The organism is Streptomyces sp. NPDC005803, from assembly GCF_040630435.1.
Classification (GTDB): Bacteria; Actinomycetota; Actinomycetes; order Streptomycetales; family Streptomycetaceae; genus Streptomyces.
In genome coordinates this window covers 225921-247648 of record NZ_JBEXXO010000005.1, presented here as the reverse complement: position 1 = coordinate 247648, position 21728 = coordinate 225921, and the positions used below count along the sequence as shown (strand labels likewise).

Here is a 21728-nt window from a genome sequence, read left to right as displayed (position 1 = left end):
TTTCTGCACGTATGTAACTGGAGGTTCCACCCATGACCACCTTCGTGGACCGCGTCGAACTGCATGTCGCCGCGGGTAACGGAGGCCACGGCTGTGCCTCCGTTCACCGTGAGAAGTTCAAACCGCTCGGCGGTCCGGACGGCGGCAACGGCGGCCGTGGCGGCGATGTGACCCTGGTCGTCGACCAGGCCGTCACCACGCTCCTCGACTATCACCACCACCCCCACCGCAAGGCCACCAACGGCCAGCCCGGCGCGGGCGACAACCGCACCGGCAAGGAGGGCCAGGACCTGGTCCTGCCCGTGCCGGACGGCACCGTCGTCCTCGACGCCGCGGGCAACGTGCTGGCCGACCTGGTCGGCCAGGGCACCACGTTCGTCGCCGGTCAGGGCGGCCGTGGCGGCCTCGGCAACGGCGCGCTGGCCTCCGCCCGCCGCAAGGCCCCCGGCTTCGCGCTGCTCGGCGAGCCCGGTGAGGCCCGGGACATCGTCCTGGAGCTGAAGACCGTCGCCGACGTCGCGCTGGTCGGCTACCCCAGCGCGGGCAAGTCCTCGCTGATCTCGGTCCTGTCGGCCGCCAAGCCGAAGATCGCCGACTACCCGTTCACGACGCTCGTCCCCAACCTGGGCGTGGTCACCGCGGGCAGCACCGTCTACACCATCGCCGATGTCCCGGGCCTGATCCCGGGCGCGAGCCAGGGCAAGGGCCTCGGCCTGGAGTTCCTGCGGCACGTCGAGCGCTGCTCGGTGCTCGTGCATGTGCTGGACACGGCGACGCTGGAGTCGGACCGCGACCCGGTCTCCGACCTCGACATGATCGAGGAGGAGCTCAAGCTGTACGGCGGCCTGGACGACCGGCCTCGCATCGTCGTCCTCAACAAGATCGACATCCCGGACGGCCAGGACCTCGCGGAGATGATCCGCCCGGAGCTCGAGGCCCGCGGTTACCAGGTCTTCGAGGTGTCGGCCGTCGCCCGTACCGGCCTCAAGGAGCTCTCCTTCGCGCTGGCCGGGGTCATCGCCGAGGCCCGTGCGGCCAAGCCGGTGGAGGAGGCGACCCGTATCGTCATCCGGCCCAAGGCCGTGGACGACGCCGGGTTCACCGTGGTGCTGGAGGACGACGGCATCTACCGCGTGCGCGGCGAGAAGCCGGAACGCTGGGTGCGTCAGACCGACTTCAACAACGACGAGGCCGTCGGCTATCTGGCGGACCGGCTGAACCGGCTCGGTGTCGAGGACGAGCTGCGCAAGGCCGGTGCCAGGGCCGGCGACGGCGTGGCCATCGGCGCCGAGGACAACGCCGTGGTCTTCGACTGGGAGCCGACGGTGTCGGCCGGTGCGGAGATGCTCGGCCGCCGCGGTGAGGACCACCGGCTGGAGGAGCCGCGTCCGGCGGCTCAGCGTCGTCGCGACCGCGAGTCGGAGCGCGACGAGGTCAGCAAGGAGTACCAGGAGTTCGACCCGTTCGCGTAGGACGGATGTGCGTCGGGCGTGTCCCCGTACCGGTTCTTCCGGTACGGGGACACGCCTCTTTGCCGGGGCTGTCGGTCGTGACGACTGACCGCCGCGCCCGGTGGCTCCCCGCGTGGCGAAGAGGCGCGCAGGGGTGACGAGTTGATTTCGTCCGGCCGCATGGCGCCCGGTACACTGCGCTCGAATATCCGTAAAACTTTCACTCCGTGCACAACCCTGTGACCTCCCTGTCCGTCTTCTTTGTGCGGGGCAGGGGCCTGCTCTCGCACAGCCGAGGGGGTGGGGGGAGTGTGGCGTCCGCCACGCGAGACCGCCCGGGGATTGCCGCCAGCCGCGGCCCAGCCGAAAGACGCAAGTGAAGATTTCCTTTCTGGTGAGTAATCTCTGCCATATGGGCGGGGTGGTCAGCGCCACGCAGAACCTTGCCGGTGCACTCGCCGAGAAGCACGACGTTGAGATTGTCTGTCTTCGTAAGTCCCGCGACGAGTCGTACTTTCCGCTCGACCCGCGGGTCTCGGTGCGTGTGCTGACCGATCTGCGTCCGCATTCTCCGGTGTCCGACCTGGACAATCCGCTGATCGACCAGTTTCCCAAGGTCTACGTCTACCCGCCGACCGAGAAGAAGCCCTGGATCAGCCGCCTCGCCGAACTGCGGCTCCTCGAATTCCTGGCGACCACCGATTCCGATGTGGTCGTGAGCTCCAACCCGCGTATCTCGATCATGCTGGCTTACGGCCGGAGCGACTACCTGCGGGTCATCCAGGAGCATTCGATGCCCGCGATCTATGCGGAATGGGAGAAGAAGCCGCTCTTCAAGGCGTACCTCTCCATGGACGCCGTGTGCGCGCTCACTCCCGAGGAAGTGGAGAGCCTGGCGAAGCAGGTGCCGGGCGCGCGGAACCGGCTCGCGGTGATGCCGAACTGCGTGCCCGCTGCTCCCGTCGTCTCCGACGGCGCGGGCAAGGTGGTCATAGCGGCGGGCCTCCTCAAGGAGAACAAGAACTTCGCGGCCCTCATCGAGGCCTTCGCCACCGTGGTGCGCAAGCGTCCGGACTGGAAGCTCCGCATCTACGGTGAGGGCTCGGAGAAGGCGAACCTGCGCAAGCGCATCGAAGAACTCGGCCTCTACAACGACGTGTTGCTGATGGGTCCGGCGGCTCCGGTCACCCCGGAGTTCAGCAAGGGCTCGCTCTTCGTGCTGCCCTCCAAGCGCGAGGCCTTCGGCAATGTGATCGTCGAGGCGATGGCCGCGGGCCTGCCCGTGGTGAGCACGGACGCCAAGTACGGCCCCCGCAACATCCTCACCCACGGCGAGGACGGCCTGATCGTCCCGGTCGGGGACACCGACGCCATGGCCGAGGCCATCCTCGAACTGATCGAGGACGACGACCGGCGCAAGCGGATGTCCGCGGCCGCCGTACGCAACGCCGTCCGGTTCCACGAGCAGGCCAGCCGCGAGCGCTTCGAGGCGATCCTGCACGACGCCCTGGCCCGCAAGGCGCTGCCCGCTGAAGCGACGGCCGTGATGGATTCCCGCGGATCGGTCCGGATCGACGTGGGCGAGCTGCCCGCGCAGGCCGGCGGCATCACGGTCGTGTGCCGGCGTCCGGGCCGGACAGAGGTCGAGGAGTGCTTCCCGGTGTCCGCCGAGGGCACGGCTGTCGTCGCCTGGAACGGCGCTCTGCCGGAGGGGACCTGGGAGCTGTCCCTGCGCTCGGCGGACGGCCACGAGGTCCCCCTGCACGTGGACGGATACGGCTGTGACGTACGGGAGTTGCCGCACGTTCCGCTGCCCCGCGAGGGGGAACGCGCCATGGAGCTGCTGCTGCCGCACCGGCACGTCGACGGACGGCTGCGGATCCGCAGCGTGGTGCGGGAGTCCCATGTGGAGGTCGGCGAACTGAAGGCCGGCGCCGAGCGGTTCGAGCTGCGTACGCGCTACTGGGGCGGCGAGATCGGCCCGGGAGCGCGACTGGAACTCGTCCAGCGCAAGGACAAGACCAACGTCCTGTCCGTCCCGGTGCAGACCGGTGCCGACTTCCTCGTCACCGCCTCCGTCGACTTCGGCACGCTGGTCGCAAAGCACGAGGGCAAGGAAGAGATCTGGGACGCGTGGCTGCGCCCCGGGGCGGACGCCGCACGGGTGCCGCTGTCGAAACTCGCCACCGATGTGCTCCAGCCGATCAACGTGTTCACCTTCCCCCGCCCCCGGGTCCGCATCGCGCCCGACAGCAAGAACAGCCTGCCGGCGAGGGTGGGGCGTCGGGCTGCCAGGATCCGCAAGGGTGGCACCGACGTGCCGAAGCCCGTGACCATGGTCGAGATCCGGCCCTACTTCACCAGTGACGCCCAGCTCGCCTTCAAGACGGTCGGCCAGTAAGGGGTCACCCCGACAGCCCTGGTTCCGGCGCCCCCTCCTCCGGCGGAGGAGGGGGCGCCGGAGCGTACGGAACCGACGAGGCTCCTGTGCTGATGAGCGGAGATGACGATCACCTCCCTCACCGGCACAGGAGCCTCACTCGTGCGGCTGCCTGCCCCGTTCCCCGGTCAGTGGCCACGTCGCGGACGCTCGGTGGCCACGGACCGGGGATCTTCGGGGCGTTCTCCCGTTCCCGCTGGTGTTCTCAGCGTTCGTCGGCGAGTTCCTTCGCCATGGAGAACATGCGGTCCGCCAGCCGTTCCGACGCGTGGCCGTCGTCCAGATCGCAGAAGAGCTCCTGGAACCGCTGGTACCGCTCCCCGTATTCGGCCGATACGTTGTCGATGTCGCGGATCGCGCTGACCAATTCCTCGGAGGTGCTGATCAGCGGGCCGGGTGCGTCGTTCTCGAAGTCGAAGTAGAAGCCCCGCAGGGTGTCGCGGTAGTGCTCCAGGTCGTACGTGAAGAACAGCATCGGCCGCTTGAGGTGCGCGTAGTCGAACATCACGGACGAGTAGTCCGTGATCATGACATCGGCGATGAGATACAGGTCGGCGATGTCCGGGTATTCGGACACGTCGTACACGAATCCGTTGCCCGCCCGCGGAATGGCGTCCACGACGTTGGAATGACGACGGATCAGCAGGACGTGGTCGTCCCCGAGGCGCTGCTGCGCGTCCTCGGTGTCCAGCCGCAGCTCGAACTTGAACTGACCTCTCCGGTGCGCCAGGTCGTCGCGCCAGGTGGGGGCGTACAGCACGATCTTCTTGTCGGCGGGAAGACCGATCCGCTTCTTGATCTCCGCGGCCCGCTCCTCGCGGTCGGGCGCGTAGAGGTAGTCGTTGCGCGGATAGCCGGTCTCGACGATCTCACCGTCGTACCCCATGGCTCGCTTGAGGATGGGCGTACTGAACCGGTTGGACGACACCAGCAGGTTCCAGCTGCGGGCTTCCTGCTGCAGCTGGGTGTGGTACTGCGGGTTGAACTTCGGCGCCGCGATGTCCAGGCCGATCTTCTTGAGCATGGTGCCGTGCCAGGTCTGCACGATCACCTGGCCCGGGCGGCGCTCGATCCAGTGCGGCAGGTGGGCGTTGGTCACGATGTACCGGCAGCGCGCCAGTGCCTCGTACCACTCGGTCCCCCAGAAGCGGACCTTCTCGACGGTGGACGGGATGTCCACCTGGCCGTCCCTGACCAGCCACAGGTGTTGCACATCCGCGTTGCGCCGGATCAGTTCCTCGTGCACGGCGCGCGGGCTGTCGGAGTACTGCTTGCCGTTGTAGCTGATGTACAGCACGGCATCGCGCAGCGGCTCCTTACGGCCGGCCTCGTACACCTCCCGGCGCAGTCGCTCCTGCCGGTACGGTCCCCGCTCCAGGATGTCCAGGTCCGGAAGGCAGTGCAGCTGGGGGAAGTCGTGCCAGCGCGACTCGAAGTCGTACGCGCGGCCCCCGTGCTTCGCGGAGACCGGGAAGCTCGGGACGGCGAGCCGGTCGAGGACGAAGGAGATGTCGGGTCCGCCGCCCTCGGGCCGGAGGTAGAAGTTCCACCGCCCGCTCTTCAGCGGCCGCGCACCGTTCGCTCCCGCCATGGCGGAGGGCGTGAACGTGGCACTGAACGTGCCGTCCGCGCTCACCCGCAGCGGAACGGTCTTCTCGTCGAAGAAGTCACGGGCCTTGATGAGGAGGACCGCACCGGTCACATCGGTCGGAGCGGAGCCACGGATGGTGTACTCCCCGTCGGCCCACCGCACCTCGGTGATCTTGCCCTGGAGCGGGCGGCCGGAGAACTTCAGGTAGCCGGTGTGACCCGCGATCAGCGCGAGTTCGTTCCGCTCGGCATGCTGGGCGAGGGTCGCGGGAAGCCGGATCTGCCGGTCGGCGAGTCCGTCACGGACCACGGTGCCGAACCGGCGCTCCGTGCCGTCGGCCGCGGTGGCCACCAGCTCGGTGCTCCAGTTGCGCCGCGAGGCCAGGGCCGGGTTGGCGCCCTCCGTGCCGGTGCCTTCGCTGACGACGTCCTGGTGCTCCGGCAGCAGAGCGACGTCCCTGAGCGGCACCACGGCCTGGAAGGGGGTGCGTGCGCCCGGCGCGGACTTCAGGACGACGGGATAGGAGAGGACCTCTCCGCTCTTGCGGTTGGAGACTTCGAGGGTGACCGACTCGCCCGCGGCCAGGGGCACACGGATCTCGCCGTCGATCTCCACGGTGTCGCCCGCGGCACGGTGATCGGTGATCAGGGCGCGTACCCGCTCGACGCGCAGTTTCAGCGCTCCGGTGGCGGTGGACGGGAGGAGCCGGAAGTTCTCGTCCAGCCAGTGGTACGGGGCGTGGTTGGCCGCGCCCGCGCCACTCGTGTGCACGGCGCGCTTGCGGACGAGGCCCGCGGAGGCGATGCCGAGGCCGACGTGCCAGGTGCCTTCCTCCCACTGCCCGCCCTTGCGGAGCTTGGCCGGATCGAAGAGCAGCTCCCAGCCGGCCCAGTCGTAGTTGTACTGCTTTTGGGAGGAGATCGCCGTGCACTCGGGGCGGTAGACGTTGCGCAGCGGCAGGACCATGCGCCGGCGCGAGCCGTTCTTCTTGAGCGCCAGCACCTTGACCGCGCTGCGCTTCGTCGACTGGTCGATCCGGTCGATCCAGGCGTGGCCGAGCAGGCGCAGCTTGCCGTTCTCCCAGGTGACCTCCTGGAGCGGGGCACGCGGGGTGAGGTCCGGGTCGATGCGTCGCGCACGCTTGGGTATCAGCTGGGAACTGCTGCCCAGCGCGGAGAAGCGCGCGTACTTGCGCAGGACGCCCGCGATCTCGAGCCGGTCTCCGCGCCGCTCGGAGTTCATCAGTTCGACCAGGTCGTCGAGGGCGTGCTTGCGGACCAGCAGCCACTTGACGCGCTGGACCGCGGGCAGCGCCATGACGACCTGCGGGTCCACCTGGTCCAGGTACTGGTTGACGACCCGGAGGAACTCGGCACGGAAGTCGTCGTCCGCGTCCGGCAGCACGTTCAGGAAGATCCGCAGGTCGCCGGTGAGGGCCGTGCGGTCGTACTCCCGCTTCAGCTCCGCCGCCTCGGGGCCGGGCTGCGCGCCGAAGAAGCGGCTGACGGACTCCACCGCGGCCGTCCGGTCGCGCACGGCCTTCGGCTCGCCCCGGCGCTGGGTGATGGATGGGGTGGACTCCCCCTCGCGCAGCCTCCAGTAGTACGTCGGCGCGCTCATGATGTCGACGGCCTCGGCCAGGAACTGGGCGGGGACGATGACCGGGGTGTCCTCGTACAGCACGCCCTCGGGGAAGACCAGCTTGTGCTTCTCCCAGAAGGAGCGCCGGAAGACCTTGTTGCAGGCGATCCGGTCGGTCAGGAGCTTCTGGTTCACGGAGACGTGGGTCCGCTGCACGGCGCCGCCGGCCAGGATGCGGTGCATGGGGGACTGCCACACCTTGGAGCTGTTGATGTGCAGCACGTTGCCCGTGGCGAAGTCCGAACCGCTCTCGTCCAGGCTTGCCAGCATGAGGCGGTAGGCGTCCGGCGGGATCATGTCGTCGCTGTCGACGAAGGCGATGAACTCGCTCTCGGGTGCGAGCAGCCCGAGCCCCGTGTTCCGTGCGGCACCGAGGCCTGCGTTCTCCTTGGTGATCAGCCGGAACCGCGGGTCACGCGCCTGGTACTCGGCCGCGATGGCCGCCGAACTGTCGGGGGACCCGTCATCGACCATGATGACGTCGAGGTCCTTGAGGGTCTGTGCGGCCAGCGAATCCAGACAGGCAGGCAGATACCGCTCCACGTTGTAGATCGGCACGATGACACTGAGACGAGGGGCCATAGTTGCTGCAGTTTCCTTTCGGGTCAGACCCGCTCGAATAGCTCGAGCGCCTGGGCTGGGGTGGGTGCCGGCTTGCGGTCGGCGAGCGGAACGACGGGAAGGAGGTTCTCCTCGCCCAGGAAGACTCTGCGCACGACGCGCTCCGCAGCCCTGCCGTCGTCGAAGTCGCAGTAGCGCTCACGGAACGCGGCGCGGAAGGCGGCGGACTCCTGGCTCCGCCACTCGTCGGACCGGAGGATCTCCGTGAGCCGCGCTTGCGTGGTGGCGACGGCCCCGGGGGGCTCGGCCATCAGGTCGAAGTAGCTGCCCCGGACGACCTTGTACGTCTCCCAGTCGTCGGCGAAGATCACGATCGGCCGGTCGAGATTGGCGTAGTCGAACATCGCCGACGAGTAGTCGGTGATGAGGGCGTCGGCCGCGAGGTACAGCTGTTCCACGCTCGGGTGCGCGGAGACGTCGATGACCCGGCCGCTGGCCTGGAGCTCGGCGAGCCGGCCCGTGGGCTTGTAGAAGTAGTGGCCGCGCACCAGCAGGGTGACGTCGGGGCCGAGTTCCTCGGACAGCTTCGCCAGGTCGATCCGCGGCGTGAACTCCTTCTGGTACTCCCGGTGGGTCGGCATGTACAGGAAGACCTTGGAGCCGTCCGGCGCGCCGAGTTCGTGACGGGCCTTCGCGACCTCTTCGGCCCCGGCGTTGACCAGCACGTCGTTGCGCGGGTAGCCGGTCTCCAGCGAGGTGTAGGAGCACGGATAGACCCGCTCCCACACCGTGGTGGAGAAGCGGTTGGAGGAGAGGCTGTAGTCCCAGCGGTCGCAGCGCCGCAGCAGGTCCTCCATCTTCATGCTCGTGGAGGCCGGGTAGTTGGCCTGGTCGAGGCCCATCGTCTTCAGCGGGGTGCCGTGATGGGTCTGCAGGTGGATCTGGCCCGGACGCTTGACCAGCGAGTCGGCGAAGTTCACGTTGTTGATGAAGTACTTGCCGCGGGCCAGCGCCGTCCAGTACTCGCGGGAGCCGACGACGGCCACCTCGACGCCCTCGGGCACCTGGCTCACGTGTTCCGCGCGCACCGCCCAGACCCGGCGGATGTGGGGGGCCAGCCGCGCCAGTTCGGCGTCGATGGCGGCGGGGTTGCACGTGTAGCCCCGGCTCCAGTAGGCGGAGAAGACCGCGAGGTTCTCGTCCACCGGCAGCCGCAGCTGCGACTGGTAGATCATCCGCATCGCGGCACGCTTGGCCCGGCCGATGCGCTCGTTGTTGCGCGCCCGGGCCCGGTTGCGTACCCGGTTCGCCCGGGTGACACCGGTCAGGGCCGGAAAGGAGTCCATGCCGAGCAGCGCGTACTTGTAGCCGCGGGCGCCACCCGGACGCTCGAATCCCTGGGGCAGCCGGCGGTTGTAGTCCTTGGCCGCGCGATGGAAGAATTCCGACCGCGCGTCCTTGGGAAGACGGCCCGGCTTTTCCATGACGGTGAGATAGTGGTCGACCATTTTACGGAAAAGCGGAGGACGCCAGGAATCGAATTCCGGGTGTTCGTCCAGATAGGTGAACACGCGGTCGTACTGGTCGAATACATCGAAATGCTTGCGGCTGACGGTACGGAGGATGTTCCCGCCCTCGCGCCGCTGCCGGTAGAGCACGCAGATGCGGTCGAGTATCGCGATGCTCCGGGCCGAGACCATGGACGTGTACGTCCAGGGGGCGTCCTCGTAGTACCCGGAGGGGAACCGGAAGCCGTGCGCCTCGACGAAATCGCGGCGGTAGGCCTTGTTCCAGACGATCTGCAGCAGGTCGAGCAGTTCGGGCCGCTCCGCCAGGGTGAAGACCGCGGGTTCGCTGCGGCTGAGGAGCGCGGCACGCTGGTTGGGCAGCAGCCGGCCGTCCCAGTAGCTGCGCGCGTAGTCGTAGATCAGGATGTCGGGGTCGTCCGTGGCGTCGAGCCGGGCGGCGATGCCGCTCAGCGAGCCGGGCGTCAGGGTGTCGTCGCTGTCGAGGAACAGCAGGTAGTCACCGGTCGCCTGTTCGATACCGGCGTTACGGGCGTGGCCCAGTCCCACGTTCTCGCTCAGGTGGAGCACCCGTACCCGGGCGTCGCGCTCCGCGTACTCGTCGAGGATCGCGCCGGAGGCGTCCGGCGAGCAGTCGTCCACGGCGACGACCTCGAAGTCGGTGAAGTCCTGCTGCAGTACGGAGTCGAGGCACTCCCGAACATACCCCTGCACGTTGTACGCAGGCACGATGAGTGTCAGTCGAGGCATCCTTCACCAGTCCAGAGAGCTGTCTGCAGGGTCCGTGCGGGGCGCCGATTCGCACCGCGGAATCATGGGGGAGCGCCTGAGCACCTGAACAGCGTAATTGATTGACATCCGCCCCCCGTGGCCTTGTGTTTGCACCGGCTTCATCCGGGGCTGTCCGCCCGCACCCGTGGTGTTCCCCGGACGCCACCCGCACACAGCTTCATATCGCACGATAATACGGATGAGCCCTATTTGTCTGATTCGATTTTTCCCGTACACGTAGGGTGACCCTGACCGCAGGACCACGCACCGAGGGAGAGACGCACAGAATGACCTGGATGGTTACGGGTGGGGCCGGATACATAGGTGCGCACGTCGTGCGGGCGATGCTCGCCGGCGGCCTGCGGGTGGTCGTGTACGACGACCTCTCCACCGGGGACGCCGGGAGTGTGCCCGACGGCGTGCCCCTGGTCACCGGCAGCGTGCTGGACCGCCAAGCCCTCGACGCCGCGATCCGTGACCACACCGTGACGGGTGTGGTGCATGTCGCAGGCAAGAAGCAGGTCGGTGAGTCCGTCGAGCGCCCCCTCTACTACTACCGGGAGAACGTGACCGGTCTGGAGGTCCTGCTGGAGAGCATGGTCGCGGCGGGAGTCGACCGGCTGGTGTTCTCCTCGTCGGCCGCCGTCTACGGCATGCCCGACGTCGACCTCGTCACGGAGGACACCCCCTGCGCGCCGATGAGCCCGTACGGGGAGACCAAGCTCGTCGGCGAATGGCTGATCCACGCCGCCGCCCGGGCCCACGGACTGCGCTGCGCCTCCCTGCGCTACTTCAACGTCGCCGGCGCGGCCTCGCCCGAGCTCGCCGACGCCGGGGTGTTCAACCTCATCCCGATGGTCTTCGAGCGCCTCGAGGCCGGCGAGGGCCCGCGGATCTTCGGTGACGACTACGCGACGCCCGACGGCACCTGCATCCGTGACTACATCCACGTGGAGGACATCGCCTCCGCCCACCTCGCGGCAGCACGCCGCCTGGAGGCGGCCGAGGCCGGCACGGACCTCACCCTGAACATCGGCCGCGGCGAGGGCAGCTCGGTGCGCGAGATGGTCGACCGCATCCTCAAGGCGACCGGCCACGAGGACATCGCCCCCGAGGTGACCGCCCGCCGCGCCGGAGACCCGGCACGCGTGGTCGCGGGCGCGGACCGGATCCGGGCGGAGCTGGGCTGGACGGCCCGGTTCGGCGTCGACGAGATGATCGAGTCCGCCTGGCAGGGCTGGCGCCTCCGCCATCCGTAGGTTCCGGGTCGCCGGGTGACCGGACGGGCGCAGGCCGAGGTGCGTACGTAATACGTGGAATTCGACACCGGGTTCGACAGCGTGCATGCCGGTGGTGGTTTTCGCACACCGGCGGGTGCGAAATGCAGTCGAATGGTTACGGGAGGCTGCCGCTTTTCCTCCGGATGAGTCGGTAAGAGGGTCGGCGGTGCTGTTTTACCGCGGATGACAGGCCGGATCTGACTAAGGTCAGCCGGTAGGTCGCAGCTGCGACAGGACCGCCGACTCATCGTGGGGCAGAACTGTGAAGGCTCTCGTACTTTCCGGCGGGGCAGGCACCCGGCTTCGTCCCATTACCCATACCTCGGCCAAACAGCTGGTCCCGGTGGCGAACAAACCGGTGCTGTTCTACGGACTCGAAGCCATCGCGGAAGCCGGCATCACCGAGGTCGGCATCATCGTGGGAGACACCGAGGAGGAGATCCGCGCGGCGGTCGGCGACGGCTCCCGGTTCGGCATCGACGTCACGTACATCCCGCAGGCCGAGCCGCTCGGCCTCGCGCACGCCGTCCTGATCGCCCAGCGCTTCCTCGGCGACGACGACTTCGTCATGTACCTCGGCGACAACTTCATCGTCGGCGGCATCGCGGGCCTGGTCGAGGGGTTCTGCGCGGACCGGCCCGACGCCCAGATCCTGCTGACCCAGGTGCCCGACCCCACCTCGTTCGGCGTCGCCGAACTCGACGGGGACGGCAGGGTCGTGGCGCTGGAGGAGAAGCCGAAGGAGCCCAAGAGCGATCTGGCGCTCGTCGGCGTCTACCTCTTCACGCGGGTCATCCACGAGGCCGTCCGCTCCATCCGTCCGTCCTGGCGCGGCGAGCTGGAGATCACCCACGCCATCCAGTGGCTGATCGACCAGGAACGCGACGTCCGCTCCACCACGATCCGCGGCTACTGGAAGGACACCGGCAACGTCACCGACATGCTGGAGGTCAACCGCACCGTGCTGGAGACCGTCGAACCGTGCACCCAGGGCGCCCACGTCGACGACGAGAGCGAGATCATCGGCCGGGTCCGGATCGAGCCGGGCGCCCGCGTCACCCGCAGCCGGATCGTCGGCCCCGCCGTCATCGGCGCCCGCTCGGTGATCAGCGACGCCTACGTCGGGCCGTTCACCTCGGTCGCCCACGACTGCCGGATCGAGGACAGCGAGATCGAGTACTCCATCGTCCTGCGCGGCGCCTCGATCGACGGCGTCCGCCGCGTCGAGGCCTCCCTCATCGGCCACGAGGTCGAGGTGACCCCCGCGCCCCGCAGCCCGTCCGCCCACCGACTCGTCCTCGGCGACCACAGCAAGGTGCAGATCTCCTCATGACGACCCGCATCCTGGTGACCGGCGGCGCCGGTTTCATCGGTTCCCACTACGTCCGTACGCTGCTGGGCCCGGAGGGCCCCGGCGACGTCGCGGTCACCGTGCTCGACAAGCTCACCTACGCGGGCAATCCGGCCAACCTCGACGAGGTGCGCGACCACCCCGGGTTCTCGTTCGTGCGGGGCGACATCTGTGACGCGGAGCTGGTCGGCCGCCTCATGGCCGGGCACGAGCAGGTGGTGCACTTCGCCGCCGAATCGCATGTCGACCGCTCCATCGACGGCGGCGCCGAGTTCGTCCGCACCAACGTCGTGGGCACCCACACCCTCGTCCACGCCGCGCACCTGGCGGGTGTCCGCACCTTCGTGCACATCTCCACCGACGAGGTCTACGGATCGATCGACGAGGGCTCCTGGACCGAGAGCGAACCGCTCGCGCCGACCTCCCCGTACTCCGCCTCCAAGGCGTCCAGCGACCTGATCGCGCTCTCCTACCACCGCACCCACGGACTCGACGTCCGGGTGACCCGCTGCTCCAACAACTACGGGCACCACCACTTCCCCGAGAAGGTCATCCCGCTCTTCGTCACCAACCTGCTGGAGGGCCGGCCGGTCCCGCTGTACGGCGACGGCGCCCACGTGCGCGACTGGCTGCACATCGACGACCACGTCCAGGGCATCGAACTCGTCCGCACCGGGGGCCGAGCGGGCGAGGTCTACAACATCGGCGGCGGCACCGAGCTCTCCAACAAGGAGCTCACGCGGCTGCTCCTCCAGGCCTGCGGCGCCGACTGGGACACGCACGTCGTCCACGTGGAGGACCGCAAGGGCCACGACCGGCGCTACTCCGTCGACTGCACCCGGATCCGCGAGGAGCTCGGCTACGCGCCCCGCAAGGACCTCCGCACCGGCCTGGCCGAAACCGTGCGGTGGTACCGCGAGAACCGCGCCTGGTGGGAGCCGCTCAAGGAGAGGGCCGCCCTGTGAGCCCGGTCTGGCTGGTCACCGGGGCCGCCGGAATGCTCGGACAGGACCTCATGACCGCCCTGGCCCACGAGGACGTCACCGCCGTCGCCGCGGACCGCACGGCCCTGGACATCGCCGACCCCGCCCGCGTCCGCGACGCGTTCACCGCCCACCGCCCCGCCGTCGTGGTCAACTGCGCGGCCTGGACCGCCGTCGACGACGCCGAGAGCCAGGAGGACGCCGCGCTGCGGGTCAACGGCACCGGCCCCGCGGTCCTCGCCGCGGCCTGCCGCGAACACGGCGCCGTCCTGCTCCACGTCTCCACCGACTACGTGTTCGCGGGGGACGGCGACCGGCCGTACGCCGAGGACGCCCCCACCGGCCCGCGCAGCGCCTACGGCCGCACCAAACTGGCCGGCGAACGCGCCGTGCTGGAGACCCTTCCCGAGACCGGCTACGTCGTCCGCACCGCCTGGCTCTACGGCGCGGGCGGCGCCAACTTCGTCCGCACGATGATCAGACTGGAGGGCGTCAAGGACACCCTCGACGTGGTGGACGACCAGCGCGGGCAGCCCACCTGGACCGTCGACCTCGCCGGGCAGCTGGTCCGGCTCGGGCAGGCCGCGCTCGACGGCACCGCCCCCGCGGGCGTCTACCACGGCACCAGCGGCGGCGCGACCACCTGGTTCGGCCTGACCCGGGAGATCTTCCGGCTGCTCGGCGCCGACCCCGCCCGGGTCCGGCCCACCACCAGCGGCGCCTTCGCCCGTCCGGCTCCCCGGCCCGCGTTCAGCGTGCTCGCGCACGACCGGTTCGCGGCGGCCGGGATCGCTCCCCTCCGCGACTGGCGCACCGCGCTGGAGGAGGCGTTCCCGGCGCTGCTCGCCGCGGAACGCCCGCTGGTCAGCGGGCGGCCGGGCTGAGAGGCGGCAGGGCGGCCTGCGACAGGGCGGCGCCCGGGGCCGGTTCGGCCGTCCGTACCCCGGGAACCGGCCGGACGGCCGCCCGCAGCCGCGCGTAGTACGCCTCGCACTCCCCGTACGACGGAAGCAGTCCCCGCTCCTCGGCCCCCGCCAGCGACGGCGCCGAGGCGTCCTTCTCCGACATGAGCGGCGCGATGCCGGCCGGCCACTCGATGCCCAGCTCGGCGTCGAGCGGATCGATGCCGCGCTCGCGCCCGGGCGCGTAGCCCTCGGAGCAGAGATAGACGACGCACGCGTCGTCGGTCAGCGCCATGAAGGCGTGGCCGAGCCCCTCGGCGAGGTAGACCGCCCGGTGATCGGTGTCGTCAAGGCGCACGCCCTCCCACCGCCGGTACGTGGGCGAACCCGCCCGGACGTCCACGATCACGTCGAGCACGGCGCCCCGCACGCACTTCACGTACTTCGCCTGGCCCGGCGGCACGTCGGCGAAGTGGATGCCACGCAGCGTGCCCCGGCGCGAGACGGAGAAGTTGGCCTGCGCGAGCCCCAGCGGATGCCCCGCCGCCTCCCCGAGATCCGAGGCCCTGAACCACTCGTGGAAACTGCCGCGGCTGTCGGGGATGACCTCGGGCTCGTGCACCCAGGCCCCGGGGATGGAGAGCTGGCGCATGCGATCACGTTCTCTTCCTGCGTTCGCCGGGATTCTTCGTCGTGGGTCGACACCCCCTGCAACGAGGAGCGGTGCGGAACGGATACGGAACGGTACGGACCGGGACGAACCAGGGACCACGGTGCGGAACGCGAAGGCGCGGTTCCGCGTGCTCGCGTAGATTGCGAGGTCCAGCGAGGCGAGCCATGGGGGATACACGTGTCAGGGGCCAGGCAGGGCGTCACGGAGGCCCGCAGGATCGTGGTCAAGGTCGGATCCTCCTCCCTCACCACCGCCGCCGGAGGCCTCGACGCCGACCGGGTCGACGCACTCGTCGACGTGCTCGCCAAGGTGCGCAGCGGCGGCGAGCGGGAGGTCGTCCTCGTCTCCAGCGGCGCCATCGCGGCCGGACTCGCCCCGCTCGGACTGCACCGCAGGCCCAAGGACCTGGCCAGGCAGCAGGCCGCGGCCAGCGTGGGCCAGGGGCTGCTCGTCGCCCGCTACACCGCCTCCTTCGCCCGCTACGGCGTCCGCGTCGGCCAGGTCCTGCTCACCAGCAACGACACCAGCCGCCGCGCCCACTACCGCAACGCCTACCGGACCCTTGACCAGCTCCTGGACATGGGCGCGCTGCCGATCGTCAACGAGAACGACACCGTCGCCACCGACGAGATCCGCTTCGGCGACAACGACCGGCTCGCCGCGCTCGTCGCCCACCTGGTCCGCGCCGATCTGCTGATCCTGCTCTCGGACGTGGACGGCCTCTACGACGGCGACCCGAGCATCCCGGGCACCACCCGCATCGCGGAGATCACCGGCCCCGCCGACCTGGCCGGGGTCAGCATCGGCAGCGCCGGCAAGGCGGGCGTCGGGACCGGCGGCATGGTCACCAAGGTCGAGGCGGCCCGGATCGCCACCGCGGCCGGAGTCCCGGTCGTCCTGACCTCGGCGAGCCACGCGGCCGACGCGCTCGCGGGCCGCGACACGGGCACCTACTTCCACCGCACCGGACGCCGCTCGACGGACCGGCTCCTGTGGCTCGCCCACGCCTCCACCCCGCAGGGTTCGCTGACCCTGGACGACGGGGCCGTGCAGGCGGTCGTCGAACGCCACAGCTCGCTGCTGCCGGCCGGGATCGCCGCGGTCGAGGGCGAGTTCACCGCGGGCGACCCGGTGGAACTGCGGGATCTGCGGGGCCGGCCGGTCGCCCGGGGCCTGGTCAGCTTCGACGCGAAGGAGATCCCGCAGCTCCTCGGCCGCTCCACCCGCGACCTGGCCAGGGAACTCGGCCCCGCCTACGAACGCGAGGTCGTACACAGGGACGATCTCGTCGTTCTGCACACCTGACCAGCTCCCGAAACGGCTGAAAGTCCAGCCTCCGGGCGCAGACCTTCACGAAAACCGCCCCACGCCGGGCCGCGGGCTGGTCCACTTTGTAGCAGGGACACTGCGGGGTACAGCACAGCAACGCATTCACAGGGAGGCCGCCGGTGAGACGAGCGCGCCCGGGGGCGCCGCCCCGAGGGACGGGTGGCCGCGCCCTGACCAGCGTCGGAGCAGGGACCGGCTTCGACGGGAGCAGGTCCGCGGACCGGAGGGAGGAACGGCCCACCGGGCCGGAACCGACGGCGGCCGGCCACGGCCGCACGCAGTCGAAGCTGTGGCACATCACGCTCTGCGTCTCCGGTGCCGAGATTCCGCTGAAGGAGGTCAGACGCGGCCTGGAACAGCTCGCGCACGACCACCCCTTCCTGCTGACCAGCCGGTACGCCAACGACCACGCGGAGATCCGCTACTGGGAAGAGGCCCGTGACCTGCACGACGCGGCGGCGGTGGCGCTGCGCCTGTGGGGCGAGCACCGCTCCAGCGCGGGGCTGCCGCCCTGGGAGATCGTCGGCCTGGAGGTCATCGACCGCGAGACCTACCACCAGCGCGTCGCCGAGGGATACGGGCCGCCGCCGGCCGCCCCGGTCGGCGTGCACCCGTACTGACCCCGGCCGCCGCCCGGGCAGCCGTCTCGCATCACGGGATACGTGACGAATGCCCGCAGCGGGAGCATTACCCTGCGGGCATGACCACGCTTTCGCCGTACGACAACATGTCCCCGGTCGCCCAGGCCGCCTACCGGGCCCGCTCCGCGGCCGCCGATATCGCGCCACTTCCGCGCGCGGCGAAGGACGACGCGCTGCTGGCGATCGCGGACGCGCTCGAGGTGCGGACCAGCGACATCCTCGCGGCCAACGCCGAGGACGTGGCGCGCGCCCGGGAGGCCGGGACCAGCGAGTCGGTCGTCGACCGGCTCACCCTCACCCCCGAGCGGATCCGGGCCATCGCGGCCGATGTGCGGGACGTGGCGGCGCTGCCCGACCCGGTCGGCGAGGTGGTGCGCGGTTCGACCCTGCCCAACGGCATCGATCTGCGCCAGGTCCGGGTGCCCCTCGGCGTCGTCGGGATCATCTACGAGGCCCGGCCCAACGTGACGGTGGACGCCGCGGCCCTCTGCCTGAAGTCGGGCAACGCCGTGCTGCTGCGCGGTTCGTCCTCCGCCCACGCCTCCAACAGCGCACTCGTCCGGGTGCTGCGTGACGCGGTCGGCGGCTCCGGGCTGCCGGCCGACGCGGTGCAGCTGGTGCCGGGCGAGAACCGTGACTCCGTACGCGAGCTCATGCGGGCGCGCGGCCTGGTCGACGTGCTCATCCCGCGCGGCGGCGCCTCGCTGATCCGTACCGTCGTCGAGGAGTCCACCGTCCCGGTGATCGAGACCGGCACCGGCAACTGCCACGTGTACGTGGACGCGCAGACCGACCTGGACATGGCCGTCGCCATCCTGGTCAACTCCAAGGCCCAGCGCCCCAGCGTCTGCAACGCCGCGGAGACGCTCCTGGTCCACAAGGACGTCGCCGAGGCGTTCCTGCCGCGGGCCCTGGACGCCCTGGCCGAGGCCGGTGTGACCGTGCACGGTGACGAGCGGGTCATGGAGTACGCCGAGGGCTCCAAGGCCACCGTGGTGGCCGCGACGACGGAGGACTGGGAGACCGAGTACCTCTCGTACGACATCGCGGCGGCCGTCGTGGAGTCGCTCGACGCGGCCGTGGCGCACATCCGGCTCTGGTCGTCCGGCCACACGGAGGCGATCGTGACCACCTCGCAGGCCGCGGCGCGGCGTTTCACCCAGTTGGTGGATTCGACGACGGTGGCCGTGAACGCCTCGACGCGCTTCACCGACGGCGGCCAGTTCGGCTTCGGCGCCGAGATCGGCATCTCCACGCAGAAGCTGCACGCCAGGGGCCCCATGGGGCTGCCGGAGCTGACGTCCACGAAGTACATCGTGACCGGCGACGGCCACGTGAGGTGACCGCGCGGTGCGGCGAATGTGCCGTCTCCCTGCCCAAAAGCACCCAGCGGGTCTAGGCTGAAGCTGTGCCGGACGACGTGGGGGGCAGGCCGTTCCCGAACGGCTGGGAGCCCGACGACGACCGCGGGGGCGCGGACGAGGACTTCGCCTCCGTGGTGTTCGACGAGGATTTCGTACGGGCGGCCGAGTTCCACGAACCGACCGCCGTCGAACGGCTGTTGGCCGCTGCCGAGGCGCGCGCCGAGGCCGATGCCTTCCGGGCCCGGACCGGCGGCGGGCCGCTGGACGACGACCTCTACGACGACGGCTACGGGCCGGGCGCACACGGCCCCGGAGGCGGCTACGGCGACCCGCTGGACCCGGACGACGACTACTACGTCGGCGGCCCCTACGGGCGTCACGGAGGTGCCCTGCGGCCCTACCGGGGCGCCGCCCGCTGGCACCGGCCGGTGGCCTGGCTGCTGGCGGTCCTGATGGGGGTCGGGATGGTCGCGCTGGCCTTCAGCGCCGTCTACCGCAACACCTCGAGTGACCAGCAGGACCAGGTCCCGCCCCCGGCCACGAGCGGCGTGGACAGCGCACCGGGGCCGACTGCCGCCCCGTCCGCCGCGGACGGCTACTTCCGTCCGGTGGTCTCCGCCGTCCCCCACACCCCCTGACTCCGCCCCGGCACCCCGGGCACCGGCCCGGGGGCCAGGCGCGTCGCCACCGGCCCGGGCGGTCAGCGCCTTCGCCGTCCTCCGCACGGGCAGGCCGCTGACGCCCCCCGGCCCGCTCCACCCGACCGGGGGAACCCCGCGGCAGTTCCCGCCCGTCACCGCGTTTACCTCTGTCGCAATCGACCTACTCTGAAGATATGACCCCTCACCGTTCGAAGAGGGGGCTTCTCACTTGTCCGCGCATGCCCACGCGTGCCGGGCACACCCTGTCCGGAGTTCTTCGGCCGGAAGGGGCGCACCGTTTCGGCCCCGGTCGGGGGCGTGGAGTCGGGAGAAGTCATGGCAGACCGCGGAGATCCACCCGAAGGCCCGTCGGAGAACGGTGCGAGCGGCAGCGAGGACGAGTACCGCTCACTCGTCTTCGACGAGTCCTTCGTCCGGGCTGCCCGGCTGCAGGAGTTCTCCGCCCAGGAGCGTATGGGGGAGCACGCCCGCGCTGTCCGGAGCCTGCCCGGCCGTGCCGTCCGCAACGGCTCACGGGCCGCACTCGCCCTGGTCGTCCTGATCGCCCTGGCCTTCGGCACCGCCGTCTTCATGGGCTTCCGCCACCCCTACCAGAGCCCTGTCGCCAGACGTACGGAGCCGCTGCGGATGACCGTCGTCCCGCTGGCGCCGCGCGGAGTCGTGCCCGGCGGCACCCCGGAGGGCCTCTTCGCGAGCAGCCCCGCCGCCTCGTTCCCGAAGGGGGCCGCAGGCATCAGCCTCCCGGTGACCCGGCGGACGGACAACTTCTCCGAGAATCAGGTGTTCACCGCCCTGGCCACGGCCAAGGACTATCTGGTGGCCTCCTCGCTCGACCTCGACGTCATCGGCGGGACGGCGGTGCGCCCCGTGGAGTCACTGCTCGACCCGGACCAGATGGACCAGTTCGAGCGGAGCATGAACGAGCCGCACGACGACGGCCGGCACGCGGCGACCGGCTGGCTGGTGCGGTTCGACCCGGCCGAGGCCGTTCCCGATCCGGAGGTCCGGGTCCGGGGCACCCTGCGGTACGCCGAGGCCGGGTCCGACACCCTGGAGGTGGTGTCGGACCACACCTTCGCCTATGTACTGCGCCCGGCTGCGCCGGGCCCCCGGCGGACGGGCAGCGCCTCGCTGTTCACCGTGCGGCGGGAGATGCGCTTCCGGTTCGACCGGGACGATCTGCGGCTGCACCGGCTGGAGGTGCAGACCAGCTACGTCCAGGCCGGGCCCCAGGCCTGCCCGTCGGACACCACCGGTGCCCTGCGGCCGCTCCTCGCCGGCAGGCGGGCCGTCGTCCGCGGCCCGGCGGGCACCGACCCGTACGCGCCGGGCCGGCCCAGCGCGTCACTGTGCGGGACCCTGGAGGTCAGCTCCCCGCCGTCCCCGGAGCAGGCGGCCCCTCAGGGTCCTCAGGCCTCCGGGACTGCTCCGAGCCGCCCGTAGCGTCGCCCTTGGCCGCCCCGCTCCCCTTGGCGCCGCCGCCGGACGCGCCGGTGAACTTGTCGCGGAGCTTGCCGCCCAGGTCGCCGGCCCCGCCCGCTATGTCGCCGACCAGCTTCATCAGCGGGTCCTTGCTGGTGCGCACCGAATCGGCGTAGTGCGAGGCGGACTCCTTGAAGGCGTCCGTCACCGAGGTGTCCTTGTCCTCGTCCCGACGCGGATAGTGGCCGTCCATGATCCGCTGGTGGTCGCGGGTCTCGGCCCACTCCTTCAGCTCGGCGGCGCGCACCGTGGTGAACGGGTGCGAACGGGGGAGCACGTTCACGATCTTGAGGACGGAATCGCGCAGGTCACCGGCCTTCTCGTACTCGTCGGCCTGGGCGAGGAAGGCGTCCACGTTCATCTCGTGGAGGTGGTTGCCGCCGGCGATCTTCATCAGCCCGCGCATCGAGGCCCGCAGGTCCTGGCCGACCAGCAGCCCGGCCCGGTCGGCGGACAGCTCGGACTTGCGGAACCACTCGCGCAGCGCGGTGACGATCGCCATGATCGCGACGTTGCCGAGGGGGATCCAGGCCACCTTGAGGGCGAGGTTGGTGAGGAAGAGCAGGATCGTGCGGTACACGGCGTGGCCGGAAAGGGCGTGCCCCACCTCGTGCCCGACGACCGCCCGCATCTCCTCCTCGTCGAGCAGTTCCACCAGGCCCGTCGTCACCACGATGATCGGCTCGTCCAGCCCGATGCACATGGCGTTGGGCCGCGGGTCCTGGCTGACGTACATCGGGGGGACCTTCTCCAGGTCCAGGATGTAACAGGCGTCCCGCAGCATGTCGTTGAGATGGCTGAACTGCGCGTCGCTCACCCGGACGGAGTCCGACAGGAAGAGCAGTCGCAGACTGCGCTCCGGCAGCAGTCCGCTCAGCGCCTTGAACACGGTGTCGAAGCCGCTCAGCTTGCGCAGCGCCACCAGGGCCGAGCGGTCGGCCGGGTGTTCGTACGCCCGGGAGGAGATACCCGGGAAACGCCTGCGCTGTCTGCTCGGCACCTGGCCATGGCTCTCGTGGCTGCCGTCGGTCATGAATGGGCCCCCTGTTCGCACGAAACCTCGCTCGCCCCCTGACAGAA

General features: G+C 70.2%; 15 protein-coding genes. 11 read left to right on the top strand and 4 right to left on the bottom strand.

Annotation, left to right across the window (positions count from 1 at the left end; all coding sequences use genetic code 11):
• Positions 1-32: 32 nt before the first annotated feature.
• Together obgE and ABZ454_RS10010 are read left to right on the top strand one after the other, a co-directional pair.
• Positions 33-1472, top strand: coding sequence for a GTPase ObgE (gene obgE / locus ABZ454_RS10015; RefSeq protein WP_356323467.1), 1440 nt, complete (start codon positions 33-35; stop codon positions 1470-1472).
• Positions 1473-1863: 391 nt separating this feature from the next.
• A complete protein-coding gene (locus ABZ454_RS10010) occupies positions 1864-3852 on the top strand; it encodes a glycosyltransferase (RefSeq protein WP_359536987.1) in 1989 nt (662 codons plus the stop codon).
• 244 nt (positions 3853-4096) lie between these two features.
• On the opposite strand, the gene ABZ454_RS10005 is transcribed toward ABZ454_RS10010, so the two are convergent.
• Both ABZ454_RS10005 and ABZ454_RS10000 read right to left on the bottom strand, forming a co-directional pair.
• A complete protein-coding gene (locus ABZ454_RS10005; protein ID WP_359536986.1) occupies positions 4097-7705 on the bottom strand; it encodes a CDP-glycerol glycerophosphotransferase family protein in 3609 nt (1202 codons plus the stop codon).
• Positions 7706-7728: 23 nt separating this feature from the next.
• Positions 7729-9960, bottom strand: a complete 2232-nt coding sequence (locus ABZ454_RS10000; protein ID WP_359536985.1) for a bifunctional glycosyltransferase family 2 protein/CDP-glycerol:glycerophosphate glycerophosphotransferase — start codon at positions 9958-9960, stop codon at positions 7729-7731.
• A gap of 308 nt (positions 9961-10268) precedes the next feature.
• On the opposite strand from ABZ454_RS10000, the gene galE reads away from it, so the two are divergent.
• The 4 genes from galE (at position 10269) to rfbD (ending at position 14479) form a co-directional block, all read left to right on the top strand.
• Positions 10269-11240 (top strand): UDP-glucose 4-epimerase GalE, encoded by a 972-nt coding sequence (gene galE / locus ABZ454_RS09995; protein WP_359536984.1) that lies wholly within the window; start codon positions 10269-10271, stop codon positions 11238-11240.
• 283 nt (positions 11241-11523) lie between these two features.
• A complete protein-coding gene (locus tag ABZ454_RS09990) occupies positions 11524-12594 on the top strand; it encodes a glucose-1-phosphate thymidylyltransferase (RefSeq protein WP_356324646.1) in 1071 nt (356 codons plus the stop codon).
• On the top strand, positions 12591-13577 hold the full coding sequence (gene rfbB, locus ABZ454_RS09985; RefSeq protein ID WP_356324648.1) for a dTDP-glucose 4,6-dehydratase: 987 nt from the start codon (positions 12591-12593) through the stop codon (positions 13575-13577). Before ABZ454_RS09990 ends, rfbB begins: the two co-directional genes overlap by 4 nt.
• Positions 13578-13609: 32 nt before the next feature.
• Positions 13610-14479 carry a dTDP-4-dehydrorhamnose reductase gene (gene rfbD, locus ABZ454_RS09980; RefSeq protein ID WP_359537138.1) on the top strand — a complete coding sequence of 290 codons (870 nt, stop codon included), beginning with the start codon at positions 13610-13612 and terminating at the stop codon, positions 14477-14479.
• Here the strand turns inward: rfbD and rfbC are convergent.
• Positions 14460-15149 (bottom strand): dTDP-4-dehydrorhamnose 3,5-epimerase, encoded by a 690-nt coding sequence (rfbC, locus tag ABZ454_RS09975; RefSeq protein WP_359536982.1) that lies wholly within the window; start codon positions 15147-15149, stop codon positions 14460-14462. The two genes, rfbD and rfbC, sit on opposite strands and share 20 nt — an antisense overlap.
• Positions 15150-15389: 240 nt before the next feature.
• On the opposite strand from rfbC, the gene proB reads away from it, so the two are divergent.
• The 5 genes from proB to ABZ454_RS09950 all read left to right on the top strand — a co-directional run bounded on the left by proB (position 15390) and on the right by ABZ454_RS09950 (position 20609).
• On the top strand, positions 15390-16475 hold the full coding sequence (gene proB / locus ABZ454_RS09970; protein WP_356324675.1) for a glutamate 5-kinase: 1086 nt from the start codon (positions 15390-15392) through the stop codon (positions 16473-16475).
• A gap of 143 nt (positions 16476-16618) precedes the next feature.
• Positions 16619-17119 carry a hypothetical protein gene (locus tag ABZ454_RS09965; RefSeq protein ID WP_359536980.1) on the top strand — a complete coding sequence of 167 codons (501 nt, stop codon included), beginning with the start codon at positions 16619-16621 and terminating at the stop codon, positions 17117-17119.
• 80 nt (positions 17120-17199) lie between these two features.
• Complete coding sequence (locus ABZ454_RS09960) at positions 17200-18483, top strand: glutamate-5-semialdehyde dehydrogenase (RefSeq protein WP_359536979.1); 1284 nt, start codon at positions 17200-17202, stop codon at positions 18481-18483.
• Between the two features lie 65 nt (positions 18484-18548).
• Positions 18549-19142 (top strand): hypothetical protein, encoded by a 594-nt coding sequence (locus ABZ454_RS09955; protein WP_359536978.1) that lies wholly within the window; start codon positions 18549-18551, stop codon positions 19140-19142.
• A 339-nt stretch (positions 19143-19481) separates the two neighbouring features.
• The gene (locus ABZ454_RS09950; protein WP_359536977.1) at positions 19482-20609 is read left to right on the top strand and encodes a hypothetical protein; all 1128 of its coding nucleotides are present in this window, start codon (positions 19482-19484) and stop codon (positions 20607-20609) included.
• Here the strand turns inward: ABZ454_RS09950 and ABZ454_RS09945 are convergent.
• Complete coding sequence (locus ABZ454_RS09945; RefSeq protein ID WP_359536976.1) at positions 20533-21681, bottom strand: M48 family metallopeptidase; 1149 nt, start codon at positions 21679-21681, stop codon at positions 20533-20535. The two genes, ABZ454_RS09950 and ABZ454_RS09945, sit on opposite strands and share 77 nt — an antisense overlap.
• Between the last annotated feature and the right edge of the window lie 47 nt (positions 21682-21728).